Genomic DNA, 16,818 nt, shown 5'->3' with positions numbered 1-16,818 from the left:
GCCCGTTTGGAGAGAGACATGCCCCAATCGCTTCCCGCCGAAGCGACGATCGCGCACGCGAGTGCCGCGTCGTCTTCCGTCCACGAATCCGCGTCGGCACTGGCTGCCGGCGACGCGCTGCTGTTCCGCAAGATCGCGTGGCGGATCGTGCCGTTCCTGTTCCTCTGCTACGTCGTGTCGTTCCTCGACCGCATCAACATCGGCTTCGCGCAACTGCAGATGAAGCACGACCTCGGCTTCAGCGATGCGATGTACGGCCTCGGCGCCGCGGCGTTCTACGTCGGCTACGTGTTCTGCGAGGTGCCGAGCAACCTGCTGCTCGCGCGCTTCGGCGCGCGCCGCACGTTCACGCGGATCATGCTGCTGTGGGGCATCGCGTCGACCGCGATGATGTTCGTGTCGCAGCCGTCGCATTTCTACGTGCTGCGTTTCCTGCTCGGCGTGTTCGAGGCCGGTTTCTTTCCGGGCATCGTGCTGTACCTGACCTACTGGTTCCCGGCGAACCGCCGCGCGGCGGCGATCTCGGTGTTCTTCGCGGGCGTCGCGGTGGCGGGCGTGCTCGGCGGCCTGATGTCGGGCTGGATCATGCGCGACATGAGCGGCGTGCTTGGGCTGCACGGCTGGCAATGGATGTTCGCGATCGAAGGCGCGCCGGCGATCGTGCTCGCATGCTTCGCGTTCACGTACCTGGTCGACCGGCCGCAGGACGCCGCGTGGCTCACGTCCGACGAAAAGGCGCGCGTCGCCGCGCTGTGCAGCGACGGCGGTGCGCATGGCGCGCACAGTGCGCACGACAAACGCAGCCTGGTCGCCGCGCTCGCGAACCCGCGCGTCTACCTGTTCGCGTTCATCTATTTCTCGCTGACCTGCGCATCGCTGACGCTCAACTTCTGGATGCCGCTGATGATCCGCGATTTCGGCGTGACCGACGTCGTGTCGGTGAGCCTCTACACGGTCGTGCCGAACGCGGTCGGCGCGGTCGGGCTGATCCTGATCGCCCGCCATTCCGACCGCACCGGCGAGCGCCGCAAGCACTTCGCGTGCTGCACGATCGGCGGCGGGCTGGCACTCGCGGCGCTGACGCTGCACCTGCACAGCTTCGCGGCGATGCTCGCGTGCCTGTCGATCGCGGCGACGCTGATCTTCGCCGCGTTGCCGATCTTCTGGGCCGTGCCGACCCGCTACCTGTCCGGCAACGCGGCCGCGGCCGGGATCGCGCTGATCAGCAGCATCGGGATCACGAGCGGCATCGTCAGCCCGTGGGTGATCGGGCTGATCCGCACGCGCACCGGCAGCATGGATCTCGCCGTGTACCTGCTGGCCGCGCTGCTCGCGCTGAGCGGCGCCGCGCTGATGCTCGGCGTGAAGGGCGAACCCGCACGCCGCGCCTGAATCGCGGCCGGGCGCTGCCGGCGGGCGGCGGCGACCGGCGCCGAATTTCCTGTCAGCACCGTATCCGCATCCATCGAGGAGACGATCGATGTCAGCCCATCTTCAAGCGAACGCCGCGCAGGCGGTTGCGTCCGGTTCCCGTGCGCCGGCGTCGGACAACGACGCGCTGTACCGCCGCATCGGCATGCGGATCGTGCCGTTCCTGTTCATCTGCTACATCGTGTCGATCCTCGACCGCAGCAACATCGGCTTCGCGCAGCTGCAGATGCGGCAGGATCTCGGCCTGACCGATGCGATGTACAGCCTCGGCGCGGTGCTGTTCTTCGTCGGCTACGTGCTGTTCGAGGTGCCGAGCAACGCGCTGCTGCGCCGCTTCGGCGCGCGCCGCACGTTTGCGCGGATCATGGTCCTGTGGGGCGCGGTGTCGGTCGCGATGATCACCGTCGACAGCGCGAAGCACTTCTACGTGCTGCGCTTCCTGCTCGGGCTGTTCGAGGCCGGCTTCTTCCCGGGCGTCGTGTTCTACCTGACCTACTGGTATCCGGCGCGCCGGCGCGCGTCGGTGCTGTCGATCTTCTATGCGGGCGTCGCGGTGGCCGGGATGGTCGGCGGGCTGCTGTCGGGCTGGCTGATGCGGTCGATGTCGGGCGTGCTCGGGCTGCACGGCTGGCAGTGGATGTTCGCGATCGAGGGCGCGCCCGCGATCCTGCTCGGCGTGATCGCGTGGTTCTGGCTGTGCGACCGCCCCGAACAGGCGCGCTGGCTGTCCGACGACGACCGCCAGCGGCTCGCGGCCGACCTGGCCGCCGACCGGGCAGAGGCGCCCGCGGATGCGGCGTCGTCGCTGCGGCAGGTGCTCGCCGCGCCGCGCACCTGGCTGTTCGCATTCATCTATTTTTCGCTGACGACGGCGCTGTTGATGCTGCTGTTCTGGATGCCGCTGATGATTCGCGAATTCGGCATTCACGACGTCGTGCACATCAGCCTGCTGTCGATCGTGCCGAACGCGATCGGCGCGGCCGGCCTGATCGCGATCGCGCGGCGCTCCGACCGCAAGCGCGAGCGTCGCCGGCACTTCGCCGCGTGCGCATTCGGCGGTGCGGTGGCGCTCGCGTTGCTGACGCTGCACTTGCCGAGCATCGTCGCGATGATGGCGCTGCTGTCGATCGCGGCGATGCTGATCTTCGCCGCGCACCCGGTGTTCTGGGCCGTGCCGTCCGCGTATTTCTCGGGCGCCGGCGCGGCGGGCGGGATCGCGCTGATCAGCAGCATCGGCGTATCGAGCGGGATGATCACGCCGTGGATCGTCGGGGTGATCCGCACCCGTACCGGCAGCATGGATGCGGCGATGCTGATGATCGCGGGATTGCTGGCCGCGTGCGCGGTCGCGATGCTGCTCGGTGTGCGGGCGACCTCGCGCGACGCGGCGCCCGTGGCGCGTTGATCGCGTGATGCGTCGACGCGGCGCGCGTACGACGGGGTGGGCGGCCAGGACGGGCGCGAGCCCGTTGTCGGCGGGAACGCGCGCTAGGCCCGATACACCTCGATCCGGTTGCGGCCGCGCTCCTTCGCGACATACAGCGCCTTGTCGGCCCGCGACAGCGCCTGGTACGCGCCGAAGTCGGACGTCCGCATCGCGTCGATGCCGATGCTGACGGTCAGCACGAGCGGCTGATCCTCGTGCACGAGCCGCGAATCGGCCACGCGCTGCTGCACGCGCAGCGCGAGCGCGCACGCCGCGTCGATCCCGGTGTGCGGCAGCACGATCGCGAATTCCTCGCCGCCGATGCGCCCGACGATGCCGTCCGTCCCGATCTCCGCGAGCAGCAGCCGCGCGAAATGCCGGAGCGCGCGATCGCCGAGCGGATGGCCCCAGCGGTCGTTCAGCGCCTTGAAGTGATCGAGGTCGAGCATCAGCACCGCGGCGTCCTGGCCGGTCGCGCGCACGCCGCGCAACGCGGCTTCGCTATGCCGCATGAACGCGTGGCGGTTGGACAGCTGGGTCAGGTGATCGGTCGTCGCCATCCGGTGCAGTTCGGTCTCGATGTGCTTGCGCTCGGTCGCATCCGTGATGAAGCCGTGCCAGACCGTGCCGCCGTCCGGCGTGCGTTGCGGGCGCGCGTCGCCTTCGCGCCAGCGCATTCCCTGGTCCGGCAGCAGCACGCGGTATTCGAGCCGCCACGGCGCCAGGCGCTCCGCCGACACCCGCAGCGACTGACGGTAGGCAACCAGGTCGGCAGGATGAATCCGGGTTTCGACCGCATCCGCGTCGCGGGCGATCTGCTCGGGCGTCAGTTCGTAGATGTCGCGTGCGCCCGCGCTCGCGTACGAAAAGAACCGGCGGCCGTCGGCGGTCTGCCGCAGCTGGAACACGAGGCCCGGCACCCGGTCGGTCAGGCTCGTCACGAGCGTGACGGAGTCGCTCAAGCGGCCGGCGAGTTCGCGCAGCGCGGTGATGTCCGTGGTCGTGCCGACCATGCGCAGCGCGCGCCCGTGGCGGTCGCGGGCGATGACCTTGCCGCGGCTGCAGATCCATTTGTACGTGCCGTTCTTGCAGCGGATGCGGTGTTCGACCGCATAGCTGTCGGTCCGGCTTTCGAAGTGCGCGAGCATCGCGGCTTTCACGCCGGCGACGTCGTCCGGGTGCAGCCGTTCGTATGCATCCTCGATCCGGCTCGTCAGTTCATCGGGCGCATATCCGAGCAGCGCCTTCCAGGCTGCCGAGTAATGGATCTCGCCGGTTTCGACGTTGCGATCCCATACGCCGGTGCCGCTTTCGTTCAGCGCCAGCGTGGTCAGCGCGCTGTGTTCCTCGACGACGCCGAGCCGTTCGCGCAGCGCGGCATGCGCGTTCGCGCGGCCGATCGCGCGTTCCGCCAGTGTCGCCAGGTCGTGCAGGAAAGCGCGCTGCGCGGCGTCGAGCGTCAGGCCGGTGCTGCCGGCGACGCATAGCGCGCCCAGCGCGGTGCCGTCGGGCGCGAGCAACTCGCAGGCCGCGACGACGTGCGGCGCGTCATTCGGGAGGTCGCCCGCGGCGGGCGCGATGAAGCGTCGGCCGGCCGCCGCAGCGGGCGCGGCGCGCGACGGGAAACGCATGGCAGGAAGCGTGGCGGGCAGCGTGCCGTCGGACGCCGCCACGCGCTGCGCGCCGGTTTCGGCGGACGCGATGAACGCACCGGCCGTGCCGAAATGCGCGCGGGCGAGACGGCACACGGTGTCGAGTTCGGGCAACGGCGCAAGCGCCGGTCGATCGTCGGCGGGAGCGCGACAGGAGCCGGGCGTGTCGCCGGTCCCGGTGGTGAACATACGGAACCGCATGGTCGAAATCCGCGACGGTCGATTGCGCCGATGATCGGACGAATGCCGGAGGGCGCTGCTTCGGGGGCTGGGATCGTAGAGCTTATCGTCGCGAGGAATGCGTGGCAAGCAAGGGCGAAACGGGTTGGTTGGCGGCGAGTTTGGGGCATGGAGAAGGGACGTGGAGAAGCAGCGTGGAGAAGGGTCGCGGAGAAGCAGCGTAGAGAGGCCGCGTAGAGAAGCGTTGCAGAGAAGCAGTGCAGAGAAGCAGCGCAGAGAAGCAGCGCAGAGAAGCAGCGCAGAGAAGCAGCGCAGAGAAGGGCCGCTTCAGGCATCCTGAATGAATGCGCGGGAAAACCGGCAAGCGCCGGCTTCGCAGTCCGATCGTGCGGAAGCCGGCGCCTTTCGGCAGATCAATGCGTGCGCGGGATTGCGCTGCGCGACGTCACGCGACGGGAATCGGGTTGTCGACAACGAAGCGGTTGAACTCGCCGACGAACGCGTGCTCGTTCGGCCCGGTATTGTCGCGCAACGGCTTCGCCGCTTCGACGACGACTTCGGTGGTGGCGGTCTCGAGCAGCGCCAGCGTCTCGGCGACGAACGCGTCGACCGGCATCGCGCGCGGATCGCCGCTCTTGTGCACGAGGTCGGTGTCGACCCACGGCGGCGCGATTTCCAGCACGCGCACGCTCGTGTCGCGCAGCATGAAACGCTGCGACAGCGTGTACGAATGGATCGCAGCCTTCGTCGCCGAATACAGCGCGGCCGACGCGAGCGGCACGTACGCGAGCACCGAGCTGTTGTTGATGATCGTCGCGTCCGGCTGCCGCTTCAGGTGTTCGACGAACGCCGCGCTGACGCGCACCGGGCCGAGCAGGTTCGTCTCGACGAGGCGCACGGCCTGTTCGTCGTCGAGCGGCCCGGCCGCATCGTCGAACGGCATGATGCCCGCGTTGTTGATCACGACGTTCAGCGCCGGGTAGCGGTCGATCAACCGCGCCGCGACCGCGCGGATCTGCGCGGCATCGCCGACGTCGAGCTCGATCGTGTCGATGTTCGGATACTGCCGCGCGATCTCGTCGAGCAGCTTCGTGCGCCGGCCGGCGACGACGACCTTGTTGCCCAGGTCGTCGAGCGCGATCGCCAGCGCACGGCCGATCCCGGACGTGCCGCCGGTGATGAGGATGGTATTGCCGTCGAGTTTCATGACGATGCACCTCAGCGGGCGGCCGCATAGCGCGGCGCCGGCGAATCGGTCGACAGATGCGGCGCCATCGTGCGGCGCGCGGCCTCGAACGCATCCCATTCGTCGGCCGCGTGCAGCGACGGAATCGTCACGAGCTCGCGGCGGTCGAAGCCGACCAGCGCCGCGTCGACCAGGTCGGACGCCGGCATCACGATCTCCTTCGGCAGATGTTCGAGCGGCAGGCCGCCGGTCTGCCAGAAGTCGGTGGCCGTCGCGCCGGGCAGCACGGCCTGCACCTGCACGCCGTGGTCCGCGAGTTCGTGATGCAGCGACTGGCTGAACGCGAGCACGAATGCCTTGCTGCCGCCGTAGACGCCATTGAGCGTTTCCGGCGACAGCGCGACGATCGACGAGATGTTGATCACGGCACCGCGGCCGCGCGCGACGAAGCCGGGCACGGCTGCATAGGTCAGGCGCGTGAGCGCGGTCACGTTCAGGTCGAGCAGCCGCGTCATCGCGTCGACGTCGCTGTCGAGCAGCGGCGTGTGCGTGCCGACGCCCGCGTTGTTGACGAGCAGCGTGATGCTCGCGTCCTGCTTCAGCTTCGCTTCGACGGCGGCGAGCGCCGCGCGGTCGTTGAGGTCGGCGCCGACGATCTCGACGCTGCGCTGCGTGTCGTTCGTGATGCGCTCGGCGAGCGCGGCCAGCCGGTCGCGGTTGCGCGCGACCAGGATCAGGTCGTAGCCGCGGCGCGCGAGGCGGTCCGCATAGATCGCGCCGATGCCGGACGATGCGCCGGTGATGACGGCGGTACCGCGATGTGCTTCAGTCATGATGTCGCTCCGTGTCGAGGAAAGGGTGAGTGCGTGAAGGCATTCTGGCCTCGAATCGCGGCGACACAAATGACGTAGATGGGTATGATTCAGGACATCGGGTGCCGATCGTGCCGCCCGCCACCGGAGACACGCATGCACCGCATCGGCTTTCTGATCAGCGACGGCTTCCAGATCATGGCGCTCGCCACGCAATCGGTGTTCGAGTACGCGAACCTGGCCGCGGGCGAACCGTTCTACGTGATGGACAACTATTCCGTCGAGGGTGGCGACGTGCGCTCGTCGCTCGGGTTGTCGGTCGCGACGCGCGCGCTCAGCGGCCGGGTCGACGTCGATACGTGGATCGTCGCGGGCGTCAACGATCCGCTCGCGTCGCCGGCGCCGGCCGGCGTCGTCGCGTTCCTGCGGCGCGCGAACGCGCGCGCGCGGCGGGTCGCCGGCATCTGCACGGGCGCGTTCGTGCTCGCCGAGGCCGGGCTGCTCGCGCAGCGCCGCGCGACGACGCACTGGGCGTACGGCCGCGAGATGCAGAAGCACTTTCCGGACATTCGTGTCGAGGAGGACCGGATCTACATCGTCGACGGCCCGATCTGGACGTCGGCCGGGATGACGGCCGGCCTCGACCTGACGCTCGCGATGGTGGAGAAGGATCTCGGCGCGGACGCCGCGCGCTCGGTCGCGCGCAAGCTCGTGATGCACCAGCGCCGCTCGGGCGGGCAGTCGCAGCATTCGGAAATGCTGGAGCTCGCGCCGAAATCGGACCGGATCCAGAACGCGCTCAACTATGCGCGGCAGAACCTCGGCCGCGCGCTGACCGTCGAGGAACTGGCCGACGCCGTCCACCTGAGTCCGCGCCAGTTCAGCCGCGTGTTCACGCTGGAAACCGGGCAGTCGCCGGCGAAGGCGATCGAGCGGCTGCGGCTCGAGGCCGCGCGACTGATGATCGAGCAGAGCCGGCACTCGCTCGACGTGATCGCGAAGGAGAACGGTTTTCGCGACCGGCGTCACCTGCGCGACGCGTTCGTGCGCGGTTTCGGCGTGCCGCCGCAGGCGGTGCGACGCGACGCGCGGGTGGACGAGCGCGAATCGACCTGACGTTCGCGGGTGCGAGCCGCCAGCGCGCGTCCGGGAAATCGCGCAGAATCTCCCGCATTCCTCGCGAGGAGACACCATGCACGCCGCCCCGTTCAACATTGCGATTCCCGATCGCGCGCTCGACGACCTGCGTCGGCGCCTGCGCGACATGCGCGCACCGCTGCTGACGCCCGCCGACCCGTGGCAGCAGGGTGTGGATGGCGCGTGGCTGCGCGAACTGGTCGCGTACTGGGCCGAGCGCTTCGACTGGCGTGCGGCGGAGCGCGCGCTGAACAGGCTGCCGCAGTTCGTCGCGGACGCGGGCGGGCAACGCGTGCATTTCATCCATCGGCGCGGGGCGGGGCCGAAGCCGTATCCGCTCGTCATCACGCACGGCTGGCCGGGCTCCGTATTCGAGTTCGACGCGCTGATCGATCGCCTGTGCGATCCGGCCGCATTCGGCGGCGATCCGCACGACGCGTTCGACGTCGTCGCGCCGTCGCTTCCGGGCTTCGCGTTCTCGCCCGCGCCCGCGGCGCCCGGCATGTCGGCATTTCAGGTCGCCGACAGTTGGGCGGCGTTGATGTCCGGGCTCGGATATCGCCGCTTCGGCGCGCAAGGCGGCGATCTCGGCGCAGGCGTGTCGATTGCGCTCGGCGCGCGACATCCCGGCGTGGTGGACGGCATTCATCTGAACTACCTGCCCGGCAGCTACGAGCCTCCGGCCGACGCGGCTTCGCCGCTCACCGAGGACGAACGGGCCTTCGTGACGCAGCGCGGAGAGTGGGCCGCGCTGGAGGGCGCATACGCGCATGTGCACATGACGAAGCCGCAGACGCTGGCTGTCGCGCTCAACGACTCGCCGGCCGGGCTGGCCGCGTGGATCGCCGAGAAATTCCGCGCGTGGAGCGATTGCGACGGCGACGTCGCGCGGCGGTTTTCGCACGACACGCTGCTGACCGGCATCTCGCTCTACTGGTTTACCGGCAGCATCGGCTCGGCAATGCAGATGTATTGGGAAAACCGGCTGCAGCCGATGCGCTTCGCGGCCGGGGAACGCGTGGCGGTGCCCGTCGCGTTCGCGCGCTTTCCGAAGGAAATCAGCCGCCCGCCGCGCAGCTGGCTCGAACGGGTGTTCGACGTCGTGCAGTGGGCCGACATGCCGAGCGGCGGGCATTTTGCCGCGATGGAAGAACCGGACCTGCTGGCCAGCGATATTCGCCGATTTTTCCGGCGTTTTCGGTAAGGCACCGGGAGGCGGCGTCGCTGGCGAAGTGCGCCGGCGGCCATCCGCGCGCTGGCGCGTGCCGGCACCGTGCGGATCGTGACGCGACGATTCCGCCTGTCTTATCGCCTGTCTTATCGCATGACTTACCGCGTAACAAACGGCGCCGCATCGTGCGGCGCAGTACGCGCATGCTTGCGCTGGCGCAGCAGCGCGACGCGGCAATTCTCGCGTGCGGTCTCGCGGCCGTCGTCGTCGAGCAGCACCAGGTCGCCGCGCATCACGTTGAGCGTGATCACGTCGTCGCCGGGCGCGCCGAGCGTTTCCGGCGTGTGCACCGACCCCGCCGGTTCGAGCACTGTCGAGCCGGCCTGCGCGACCCATTCGTACTCGCGGTAGCGCCACGCACCCTGCAGCGTATGGACGAACACCTCGCCGTCGTGGCGATGGCGCGGCAGCGTGCCGCCGGCCGGCATCTTCAGCAGCGCGGTCAGCGTGTCTTCCGCCGCATTGATATGCAGATACTTGATCGCGAGCCCCGGCAGGTCGGCGCTCATCGGCAGCCACGGCAGCGCGTCGCCGGGCAGGCACGAAATCGGCGGCAGGTCGGTGGAGAGCGGGGCGGACGGCTGCGTCATGGCGGAGGGAGAGCGGAAACGGGGAAGTGCGCATTATCGCAGAGCGCGAGCGGGCGGCTGCCACGGTCGCGGCCTGACGCCAGCGCGGGCGAAGCCTGAACCGGGCTACGCGGCGGCGCTGTCGTCGCCCGGTCGCGGCGCCGCATGCGCGGCTTCCAGGCAAGACTGGAACAGCAGCGCCGCCCGCGACGGCCGCGGCGAGCGCCGCAGCAGGCTCACGAATCGGCACCGGTAGTTGAAGCGGTGCGGCGCGATCGGCTGCATCAGCCCCTTGTTTTCGAAGCTCTCCGCGTAATGGTCGGGCAGGAAGCCGAGATAGCGGCCGGACAGGATCAGCGTCGCGATCGATTCCTGGTCCGACGCCGTCGCGCTGCGCGTGAGCTTCGCGCGATGGCTCAGTTCCATGTTCGGCGAATGGAAGCCGAGCCCGGCGAACGCATGGTTGCGGATCGTCGTCCACGTGAGCTTGCCGTGCGGCGCGTCGAACAGCGGGTGCTGGCGGCCGCAGTACAGCAGCATCCGCTCGTCGAACAGTTCCGAATACACGAGGCTGCCCGAGCTGCGGTGCGCGGGGATGATCCCGACCTGATAGCTGCCGTCGATGATCCCGCGCTCGACCTCGTTGATCGACGCGACATGCAGGTTCAGCGCGACGTCGGGCGCCTCGTCCGCGAACTGGCGGATCGCGTCGCCGAGCCGCGCCTGCGGGTTGGTGGCGGTCTTGTCGAACACGGCGACGTGCAGTTCTCCGCCCATCTTGTCGTGAATACCGTCGATCCTGCTGCGAAATGCCTCCATCGACGCGAGTAGGCGCAGGGTTTCCTCGTACACCGTCTGCCCCTCGGCGGTCAGCGTGAAGCCGGCGCGGCCGCGCCGGCACAGCACGAGGCCGAGGCGCGTTTCCAGATCCTTCACGTGCCGGCTGATCGTCGAGATGCCGATATTCAGCTCGAGTTCGGCCGCCGCCATCCCGCCGCACTGCACGACGCCCTTGAAGACCCGCAGCAGCCGCAGATCCATGTCGCTGAGCTGCCCGAGCAGCGCGCGGCTCTTCGGTTTCTTTGCTTGCATAGATGAGCAAGTGAACATTGATATTGCGATATTGAAGAGACTAATTGTCGTCCCGACAATGCGCAACATCAACACAAGAAGGAGGGGCGCGCCGCGCCGACCGACATGACCGATACGACCATCGCCAAGCAGCAGGAAGAGACGAACCTCCGCACCGACGCCGCATGGCTCGACGCCCACTGGATGCCGTTCACGGCGAACCGCCAGTTCAAGTCCGATCCGCGCATGATCGTGTCGGCGAAGGACGCGTATTACACGGATGGCGAAGGCCGCAAGATCTTCGACGGCCTGTCGGGCCTGTGGTGCACGGGCCTCGGTCACGGCCGCACGGAAATCACGGAAGCCGTGAGCCGCCAGGTCGCGCAGCTCGACTACGCGCCGGCGTTCCAGTTCGGTCATCCGAAGTCGTTCGAGCTCGCGAACAAGATCAAGGACCTGACGCCGGCCGGCCTCGACTACGTGTTCTTCACCGGCTCGGGCTCGGAAGCGGCCGACACGTCGCTGAAAATGGCCCGCGCGTACTGGCGCGCCAAGGGCAAGGGCACGAAAACGCGCCTGATTGGCCGCGAGAAGGGTTATCACGGCGTGAACTTCGGCGGCATCTCGGTCGGCGGGATCGGCGCGAACCGCAAGCTGTTCGGCCAGGGCATCGACGCCGATTTCCTGCCGCACACGCAGCTCGCGGAAAACCGGTTCTCGCGCGGGATGCCGGAAAACGGCGCCGACCTGGCCGACCGCCTGCTCGACCTGATCACGCTGCACGACGCGTCGAACATCGCGGCCGCGATCGTCGAGCCGTTCTCCGGCTCGGCTGGCGTGGTGATCCCGCCGAAGGGCTATCTGAAGCGCCTGCGCGACATCTGTACCGCGCACGACATCCTGCTGATCTTCGATGAAGTCATCACGGGCTTCGGCCGTGCCGGCGCGATGACGGGCGCCGACGCGTTCGGCGTGGTGCCGGACATCATGAACTTCGCGAAACAGGTGACGAACGGCGTGCAGCCGCTCGGCGGCGTGATCGCGACGAAGGAAATCTACGACACGTTCATGGCCGCGGGCGGCCCCGAGTACATGCTCGAGTTCCCGCACGGCTACACGTATTCGGCGCACCCGGTCGCGTGCGCGGCCGGCGTCGCGGCGCTCGACCTGCTCGTGAAGGAAGACGCGGTGGCCCGCGTGCGCGATCTCGCGCCGCATTTCGAGGCGGCCGTGCACGGGCTGAAGGGCCAGCGCCATATCACCGACATCCGCAACTACGGGCTGGCGGCCGGCCTGACGATCGCGGCGCTGCCGGGCGAGCCGGCACGGCGCCCGTACGAGATCGCGATGCGCTGCTGGGCGAAGGGCTTCTACGTGCGCTACGGCGGCGACACGATCCAGCTCGCGCCGCCGTTCATCGCCGAGAAGCGCGAGATCGACAACCTCGTGAACGCGCTGTCCGACGCGCTGAACGAAGTGGACTGAGCCGCGGCCCTTTTCCCGCGACAACCGAATTCACGAAAGAGCCTGAACGATGAAACACGACAGCAATGTGACCTCCACCCTCGGCCACCTGATCGACGGCAAGCGCGTCGACGGCGGCAGCCGCGTCCAGCCGGTGTTCGACCCGGCTACCGGCGAATCGCACAAGAGCGTTGCGCTCGCCGACAAGCTGACCGTCGAAGCCGCGATCGCGTCCGCGCAGGCCGCGTTCCCGGCGTGGCGCAATACGCCGCCGCTGAAGCGCGCGCGCGTGATGAGCCGCTTCAAGACGCTGCTCGAGGAGCATGCGGACGAACTGTGCGCGCTGATTACCGCCGAGCACGGCAAGGTGCTCGCCGACGCAATGGGCGAACTGCAGCGCGGGATCGAGAACGTCGAATACGCGTCCTACGTGCCCGAGCTGCTGAAGGGCGAGCACAGCAAGAACGTCGGCCCCGCGATCGATTCGTGGAGCGAATTCCAGGCGCTCGGCGTGGCCGCCGGCATCACGCCGTTCAACTTCCCGGTGATGGTGCCGCTGTGGATGTGGCCGATGGCCGTCGCGTGCGGCAACGCGTTCGTGCTGAAGCCGTCCGAGCGCACGCCGTCGTCGACGCTGCGCATGGCCGAGCTCGCGCTCGAGGCCGGCCTGCCGCCGGGCGTGCTGAACGTCGTGAACGGCGACAAGGAAGCCGTCGACACGCTCCTGACCGACCCGCGCGTGAAGGCGGTGAGCTTCGTCGGCTCGACGCCGATCGCCGAATACATCTACTCGACCGGCTGTGCGCACGGCAAGCGCGTGCAGGCGCTCGGCGGCGCGAAGAACTTCGCGGTCGTGATGCCCGACGCCGACATCGGCAACGCGGTGAACGCGCTGATGGGCGCCGCGTACGGCTCGTGCGGCGAGCGCTGCATGGCGATTCCGCTGGTCGTCGCGATCGGCGAGGAAACCGGCGACAAGGTGGTCGAAGGCCTGCAGGCCGAGATCGCGAAGATGAAGGTCGGCCCGGGCAACGGGGCCGGCGTCGACATGGGGCCGCTCGTCACGCAGCAGCATTTCGAGAAGGTGACGGGTTTCGTCGAGGCGGGTGTGGCGGCCGGCGCGACGCTCGTCGTCGACGGCCGCAGCGTGAAGGTCGACGGCCACGACGGCGGCTACTACCTCGGCCCGTGCCTGTTCGACAACGTGAAGCCCGGCATGCCGATCTATCAGCACGAGATCTTCGGGCCGGTGCTGGGCGTGATCCGCCTGAAGTCGCTCGACGAGGCGATGGCGCTGATCGACGCGCACGAATACGGCAACGGCACGTGCCTGTTCACGCGTGACGGCGAAGCGGCGCGCTACTTCAGCGACAACATCCAGATCGGCATGGTGGGCATCAACGTGCCGCTGCCGGTGCCGGTCGCGTACCACTCGTTCGGCGGCTGGAAGCGCTCGCTGTTCGGTGATCTCCACGCGTACGGCCCGGATGCGGTGCGGTTCTATACGAAGCGCAAGACGATCACGCAGCGCTGGCCGTCGGCCGGCGTGCGCGAAGGGACGGTGTTCAGCTTCCCGTCGAACCGCTGACGCGCTGACGCGTGATCGGGCCGCAACGCGACGCGCGCCGCTCGGCGTGTGTCGCCACGCGGCCGGCGCAAGGACGCACGAGCCCGCCCCGGTCGCCGATCGGGGCGGGCCTTTTTACATGTGCGGCGGTCGTGCCGACGCTGAAGACGGGGAAAGAACGCTTACGGCGCGACCACGTGCCACATGTTCTTGAAGTTGTCGCCGTTGCGGTCGCCCTGTTTCATGTCCTTCGCGAAGAAGTACAGCGGCTTGCCCTTGTAGGCCCATTGCGGGCTGCCGTCGTCGCGCTTGACGATCGTATAGGGGCCGACCGGAACGTCGGTCGCGCTGGCCTTGTACGGCGGCCAGAAGGACTCGCATTGGCCCTTGCATGCGCTGGTGCCGGCGTTGGGCTTGTCCTGGTCGAAGGTGTAGACGGTCATTCCGTTCGCGGCGACGAGCGCGCCGTTTTCGACCTTGGTGATCGAGCCTTGAGCCGAGGCCGAAACGGACGCCATGGCGAGCAGGGCGGAGCTGACGAGCAGCACGGCTTTCATGATTACCTCCTTGTAGTCCGGTGGGCGGCGCGCTCGCGCGCACGGCCGGGCGTGCGCGCGAGCGCGGGGAATGGTGCCGGAACGCGGCGCCGTGGCCGCCGGTGCGAGCGACGCGAAGTCGAATGACGGCGGAACGGACCCGCTTCATTCACCATAGGCGGTTTTTCGCGGGGCTGCGAGAAGAACCGGGGGCGCATCGGCGGCGCGTAGGCGTCGCGCGACGTCGCGGCGGTCGTGCGCGCGCAGCAGTATTTGCTATCCGTCCCCGCAGCAGCGCGAAGCGGGACCGCATGTGCTGCCTCGTTGCATTCGGCAACGGTGCCACGCCGTCAGCGAAACACCGGCGCCGACGCGAGCGCCGTCAGCACGGCCGGCATCGCGAGCGCGGCGGCGATCGTCTGGAACGCGGTGATGCCGGCCATCAGCGGCGCGTCGCCGCCGAGCTGGCGCGCCATGATGTACGACGAGGACGAAGTCGGCAGCGCCTGGAACAGCAGCGCGATGGTCAGCGCGGCATCGCCGAGCCCGAACAGGCGGCTGGCCGCGAGCGTGGCGAGCGGCATCGCCATGAACTTGAACGCCGACGCGATGCACATCGGCTGCATCCATCCGCGCGCCGCGTCGAACTTCAGTGCCGCGCCCACGCACAGCAGGCCGAGCGGCATCGATGCGGCGCCGAGCGCGCGCACGGCCGGTTCGACGGCGGCCGGAAACGCGAGGCCGGCGGCCTGCATCGCGATCCCCAGCGCGCACCCGACGACGAGCGGATTCGACAGGATCTGGCGCACGAGCGCCCACGCGCCGAGCCGCGTGTCGCCGTAGCGCGCGAACACCAGCACGCACATCAGGTTCACGGTCGGCACGATCGCCGCGACGCACACGGCCGCGAGCGCGATGCCGTGCGCGCCGAACAGTCCGGCGGCGAGGGCGGTGCCGACATAGTTGTTGAAGCGCACCGCGCCCTGGAACACCGACGTGAACCCGGCGCCGTCGACCTGCACGAACCGGCGGACCAGCAGAAGCAGCGCCGCGACGAGCACGGTCGAGCCGACCAGCGCCGCCGCGAGCGGCAAGACGGGCAGCGCTTGCAGCCGCGCAGTCGCGAGACCGTGCGCGAACAGCGCGGGCAGCAGCACGTAATAGCAAAGCCGCTCGGCGTGCGGCCAGAACGCATCGGCGATGAAGCCCGTGCGCCGCAGGCCGTGGCCGAGCGCGACCAGCAGCGCAACCGGCGCGAGCGCGAGCACGATCGGGCCGATCATCGACGCGCCTTCAGGCGACGCGGGCCGAACGGCCGGCGGGCGGCGCGGCGGAACGAAGCGGGAATCCATCCGGCGGGCAACATGGCGGCACGCAAGCGAAAGAGTGACGATGCCACCAAGTTAACACGCGCAAGCAGCAGGAATAATGGTGAATTATCGGGTGTTCAATGAGAAATTCTCATCGATGATGCGCTGACTTCGGCGGCCAGCGCACGTGCGAAACGCTCGGCCGGACGCGACTGGTGTTCGAGCAGCACGACCGCGCGGCCCATCTGCGGCTGGCCGAACGGCAAGCGCGTGACGGGCGGCAGCCGCGCGAGCGTCGCGTCGGGGAGCGCGACGATCGCCGCGCCGAGCCCGCGCGCCACCATCCGCGCGATCGTCTCCGCGCTGTCGAGCACCATCTCCTCGCGCACTCGCACGCCGATGCGGCGCAGCTCGGCGGCGATCATCCGGCCGGCCCACGCCTGCGCGTCGAAGCGGATGAACGGCAGCGCCTCGAGCAGCGTGCCCGCGTCGCGCTCCGCGTAGTGCGGCGGCGCGAGCAGCCAGAAGCGGTCTTCGTACAGCGTGGTCCACGTCAGTTCCGCCGGATGCGGGCGCACCGGGCGCGTCGTGATCGCCGCGTCGAGTTCGCCGGCCGCGACGCGGTTCGCCAGTTCGGCCGACATGCCGGCCGATACGTGCACGCGCAACGACGGGTGCGCATCGCGCAGCGCGAGCAGCGCATCGGGCAGCGGGCCGGACAGCGCGGTATGGATCGCGCCGATCCGCAGGCGGCCGACGAGCTTCTTCTCGTCGCTGAGCGCATCGGGAATCCGGTCGACCATCGCGAGCACCTGCTCGGCCTGCGCGACGAGGATCTTGCCGGCTTCGGTGAGTACCGGCTGGCGGCGCGAACGGTCGAACAGCCGGACGTCGTATTCGTTTTCGAGCGTCTTGACCTGCAGGCTCACGGCGGACTGCGTGAGCCCGATCGCTTCGCCGGCGCGCGCGAAGGTGCGGTAGCGGGCGATCGCGACCAGGGTTCTGAATGCGCGTAGTGACATGGGCTCGGTGAGAGGGGCGGCCGGGACCGGCACGCGGATTGCTCGATGATGCCGGAGGCGGCAGGGGCGACGTGCCGATTGCGCCGCCGACGCCGCCGACGGCCGCCGAAGCGGACGGGTGCGGCCGGCACGCTGCCGGACATCATGCCCGCGCGTGCGAAAACGGGCAACCGCGGCAGCGGGGGCATCGGCTGCCTACGGCTGAATGCGGCTGCCTGCGGCAG

General features: G+C 69.0%; 14 protein-coding genes. 6 read left to right on the top strand and 8 right to left on the bottom strand.

The features are described 5' to 3' along the window. The first annotated feature begins 18 nt into the window (after nucleotides 1-18). Nucleotides 19-1,392: an MFS transporter gene (locus U5A56_RS05195; RefSeq protein WP_321921170.1), complete on the top strand. Its 1,374-nt coding sequence runs from the start codon at nucleotides 19-21 to the stop codon at nucleotides 1,390-1,392. An 88-nt stretch (nucleotides 1,393-1,480) separates the two neighbouring features. Beyond that, entirely contained in the window at nucleotides 1,481-2,836 is a 1,356-nt protein-coding gene (locus tag U5A56_RS05190) for an MFS transporter (RefSeq protein ID WP_321921168.1), read from the top strand. 83 nt (nucleotides 2,837-2,919) lie between these two features. Here the strand turns inward: U5A56_RS05190 and U5A56_RS05185 are convergent, their stop codons facing one another. The 3 genes from U5A56_RS05185 to U5A56_RS05175 all read right to left on the bottom strand — a co-directional run bounded on the left by U5A56_RS05185 (nucleotide 2,920) and on the right by U5A56_RS05175 (nucleotide 6,708). Further along, a complete protein-coding gene (locus U5A56_RS05185) occupies nucleotides 2,920-4,710 on the bottom strand; it encodes a diguanylate cyclase (protein WP_321921166.1) in 1,791 nt (596 codons plus the stop codon). A gap of 424 nt (nucleotides 4,711-5,134) precedes the next feature. Then, entirely contained in the window at nucleotides 5,135-5,896 is a 762-nt protein-coding gene (locus U5A56_RS05180) for an SDR family oxidoreductase (RefSeq protein ID WP_321921164.1), read from the bottom strand. 11 nt (nucleotides 5,897-5,907) lie between these two features. After that, on the bottom strand, nucleotides 5,908-6,708 hold the full coding sequence (locus U5A56_RS05175; protein ID WP_044843034.1) for an SDR family NAD(P)-dependent oxidoreductase: 801 nt from the start codon (nucleotides 6,706-6,708) through the stop codon (nucleotides 5,908-5,910). A gap of 135 nt (nucleotides 6,709-6,843) precedes the next feature. Here U5A56_RS05175 and U5A56_RS05170 point away from each other — a divergent pair, with 135 nt between their 5' ends. Both U5A56_RS05170 and U5A56_RS05165 read left to right on the top strand, forming a co-directional pair. After that, on the top strand, nucleotides 6,844-7,803 hold the full coding sequence (locus U5A56_RS05170) for a GlxA family transcriptional regulator (protein ID WP_321810880.1): 960 nt from the start codon (nucleotides 6,844-6,846) through the stop codon (nucleotides 7,801-7,803). Nucleotides 7,804-7,879: 76 nt separating this feature from the next. Further along, on the top strand, nucleotides 7,880-9,028 hold the full coding sequence (locus tag U5A56_RS05165) for an epoxide hydrolase (protein ID WP_321810879.1): 1,149 nt from the start codon (nucleotides 7,880-7,882) through the stop codon (nucleotides 9,026-9,028). Nucleotides 9,029-9,153: 125 nt separating this feature from the next. On the opposite strand, the gene U5A56_RS05160 is transcribed toward U5A56_RS05165, so the two are convergent. After that, nucleotides 9,154-9,645 carry a 2,4'-dihydroxyacetophenone dioxygenase family protein gene (locus U5A56_RS05160; RefSeq protein WP_044843036.1) on the bottom strand — a complete coding sequence of 164 codons (492 nt, stop codon included), beginning with the start codon at nucleotides 9,643-9,645 and terminating at the stop codon, nucleotides 9,154-9,156. Nucleotides 9,646-9,750: 105 nt separating this feature from the next. Further along, nucleotides 9,751-10,716, bottom strand: a complete 966-nt coding sequence (locus U5A56_RS05155; protein ID WP_257772540.1) for a LysR family transcriptional regulator — start codon at nucleotides 10,714-10,716, stop codon at nucleotides 9,751-9,753. A gap of 105 nt (nucleotides 10,717-10,821) precedes the next feature. On the opposite strand from U5A56_RS05155, the gene U5A56_RS05150 reads away from it, so the two are divergent. After that, nucleotides 10,822-12,180 (top strand): aspartate aminotransferase family protein, encoded by a 1,359-nt coding sequence (locus U5A56_RS05150; RefSeq protein WP_321921162.1) that lies wholly within the window; start codon nucleotides 10,822-10,824, stop codon nucleotides 12,178-12,180. 49 nt (nucleotides 12,181-12,229) lie between these two features. Next, the gene (locus U5A56_RS05145; protein WP_321921160.1) at nucleotides 12,230-13,747 is read left to right on the top strand and encodes a CoA-acylating methylmalonate-semialdehyde dehydrogenase; all 1,518 of its coding nucleotides are present in this window, start codon (nucleotides 12,230-12,232) and stop codon (nucleotides 13,745-13,747) included. Between the two features lie 161 nt (nucleotides 13,748-13,908). On the opposite strand, the gene U5A56_RS05140 is transcribed toward U5A56_RS05145, so the two are convergent. The 3 genes from U5A56_RS05140 to U5A56_RS05130 form a co-directional block, all read right to left on the bottom strand. After that, nucleotides 13,909-14,283, bottom strand: coding sequence for a hypothetical protein (locus U5A56_RS05140; RefSeq protein WP_044843040.1), 375 nt, complete (start codon nucleotides 14,281-14,283; stop codon nucleotides 13,909-13,911). Between the two features lie 329 nt (nucleotides 14,284-14,612). Then, nucleotides 14,613-15,545 (bottom strand): AEC family transporter, encoded by a 933-nt coding sequence (locus U5A56_RS05135; RefSeq protein ID WP_321921158.1) that lies wholly within the window; start codon nucleotides 15,543-15,545, stop codon nucleotides 14,613-14,615. A 164-nt stretch (nucleotides 15,546-15,709) separates the two neighbouring features. Continuing rightward, complete coding sequence (locus U5A56_RS05130; protein WP_044843041.1) at nucleotides 15,710-16,594, bottom strand: LysR substrate-binding domain-containing protein; 885 nt, start codon at nucleotides 16,592-16,594, stop codon at nucleotides 15,710-15,712. Nucleotides 16,595-16,818 lie beyond the last annotated feature (224 nt).

The sequence above is a fragment of the Burkholderia sp. BCC1998 genome (assembly GCF_905339875.1).
GTDB lineage: Bacteria > Pseudomonadota > Gammaproteobacteria > Burkholderiales > Burkholderiaceae > Burkholderia.
This window is presented reverse-complemented; position numbering and strand designations above follow the sequence as displayed.